Here is a 2,429-nt window from a genome sequence, read left to right on the forward strand (position 1 = left end):
TGGTTAAAAGTCTCTAAAAAAACACAAAAAAGTTGATATTTTTTCTTCCGAATTGTTGTCTGCGGCGTTTATTCTTCCGAAACTGACACACAACGTTCCGGCGCTTGGCGAGGTTGCGAACTTCGGAACTGATTATTTTCTGTTAAAGATAAAATTTCTTGCGAAATATAAACGTGAATTTACTACAAAATTCGCAATCTTGCCAAACGCCTGTTAGTGGCAGTGCTATTTTTCTTCTTTACTTAATTTGTCAAGTTTTAATGCGTATTCATCTAATATATCATAAATTTCTTTTTGAGTTTTGCCAGAAGCCTTATCATCCCAATCAGTGTTTATGACAAAATATCTTCCTATTTTACTATTTTTATCAAACCAAATTACTGAGAACATTCCTGGATCTCCTCCAGTATGTCCAAAATTGCCTGTTGAACCAAATCCCATTAAAACACCCATATTATACTCATCACTATATTCGCTTGTGCCTCTGTCTATAAAATTTTCAGAATTAAGTTGTGGGGTAAAAAGTTCTTTATAACTTTCTTTACTCAATACTGTTCCATTACCTGTAAATCCTTTTATCAGTTCACAAATATATTTACTCATATCATTGCTTGATGTTATAATACTTCCATCAGGATAAGTTACACAAGTGTAATATGGATAAGCTGTTTTTTTGTCTATATAAAGCCTTGAATGTTTTTTCATATCTATTGAGCGTAAACCCCAACCTGTACTTTCCATCTTTAATGGTTGAATTATATACTTCTCTGTAAACTCATTAAATTTTTCTCCTGTTGCTTTTTCCAAAATCAATGCAGCCAAAGTTGTTCCCATATTTGAGTATTCAAATATTTGACTGGGTTTGTATTCAGTAAATGTATTTGGTTTATACCATTTTCCGTTTTCAGTTAGTACATTTACTAAAAAATCCTCCATTGATACTTCTGTAGATGGTGAACTAAACTTGCATACTCCAATGTCTATTTTTAAATTTTTTTCTATATTTATTGTATCAAATAATAGCCAAGCTCTATGAAGATACTCTTCGTTGTCACGAATTGAAGAAGTATGTGTAACGAGTTGTCTTATTGTAATTGGATTTTCTCTGAATTTTGGATTTTCAATTTTGTAAGGCAAATACTTACTAATTGGGTCGTCAAGTTTTAATTTGCCTAACTCTTGGGCTTTCATAATTGCTATACCTACAAATGTTTTCGAAACTGATGCAATATTTTGGATTGTATTTTCTGTATATTTTTCTCCTGTTTCTACGTTTGCATATCCAAAACCATTTTGATATAAAACTTCCTTGTCATTTGTCAATGCAACACCAAACCCATTAAAAGCACTTTGGTTACTAACTTTTGTGATTTTTTCGGTTAACTCGTTTTGAGTTTTAATAAATTCTTCTGAATGCCCTTTTCTTTTTGTTGCACATGATGAAATTATCAATGATAAAATGCCGATTAAAATAGGTTTTGTCATATTTTTTTAATTTTTTTATTCATTCTGCGGTCGCATTGCCACTAACGGTTTGGCGCTTGGCGAAGAAGCGGATTTCGAAGCACTAAACTTTCTGCCAGCACTGAACTTGATACGAAGCACAAAGATTCATTTAAGCACTGAATCCGCTTTTTTGCCAAACGCCTGTTAGCGGTTCGGGCTTCTTTTTCTTCGTCAATATATTGTCTGCTTACCCAATTCATATTTAATCAAGTATGTCTTTTAAAAATACTTTTGTGCTGTCGATTGAACTATAAATGTATTGTCCATTTCCATATTCGTCTTTGTTATAAGTAAAGACGAGAATACTGTCTCCAAGTGTTTCTGGCTTAAACCAATTTTCGTTTGCAAGAGGTCCATCTGTATTCCAACCTTTTGTTGAAACAATTTCAGTCTTAAAGTCGTGTAAACTTAAAATTCGTTTTAATTCGTCTGGGCAAGTTTCAAAGTGTAACCAAATAGCATAGTCAATTTTTGGAACAACTTGGTCTTGGAAATTCAAAATCTTAATGCAGTCCGTTTTTCTTTTGTCAAACAGTGCGTCATAAATTTCGTCTCCCGTTCTTGGTCTTAAAGTTTCAGTTACCTTGTTATAGGTCTTGCTTACAAACTTGAAACCTGTCCAAGCCGTCAAACCGATAAACGCAAAAAATAATAGCAACGAAGTCAGTTTAAGTTTCTTATTCTTTTTCGTCAAACCCAATATGAGTGTCACGAGAAAAAGCAAAAAAGCAAGTCCTGAAATTACTGTCAATATTATTAATTCCTTCATCTATTATTTCATTTCGTTGTCTGTCGGTTGTGTCGTCATAGCCTGACCGCTAACGTTTCGCGGCTTGACGCAGAAGCGAAGCCAGCGAACGGCTAAATTTCTGCTAAAGATAAACATTTTCGTGAAAAACAGACTTCAATTTAAAATAAAATGA

At 33.2% G+C, this 2,429-nt stretch carries 2 protein-coding genes; both read right to left on the reverse strand.

The features are described from left to right. Positions 1-225: 225 nt before the first annotated feature. Positions 226-1,485, reverse strand: a complete 1,260-nt coding sequence (locus Q361_RS13385; RefSeq protein ID WP_103727228.1) for a serine hydrolase domain-containing protein — start codon at positions 1,483-1,485, stop codon at positions 226-228. A 223-nt stretch (positions 1,486-1,708) separates the two neighbouring features. Beyond that, the gene (locus Q361_RS13395; protein WP_211290395.1) at positions 1,709-2,200 is read right to left on the reverse strand and encodes a hypothetical protein; all 492 of its coding nucleotides are present in this window, start codon (positions 2,198-2,200) and stop codon (positions 1,709-1,711) included. Positions 2,201-2,429: the final 229 nt, after the last annotated feature.

It is taken from the genome of Flavobacterium croceum DSM 17960 (assembly GCF_002917885.1).
Taxonomy (GTDB): domain Bacteria; phylum Bacteroidota; class Bacteroidia; order Flavobacteriales; family Flavobacteriaceae; genus Flavobacterium; species Flavobacterium croceum.

Bases quoted from the DNA above. Each gene is read 5' to 3' on its own strand.
- Q361_RS13385 (WP_103727228.1), bottom strand. From the start codon at position 1,485: ATGACAAAACCTATTTTAATCGGCATTTTATCATTGATAATTTCATCA.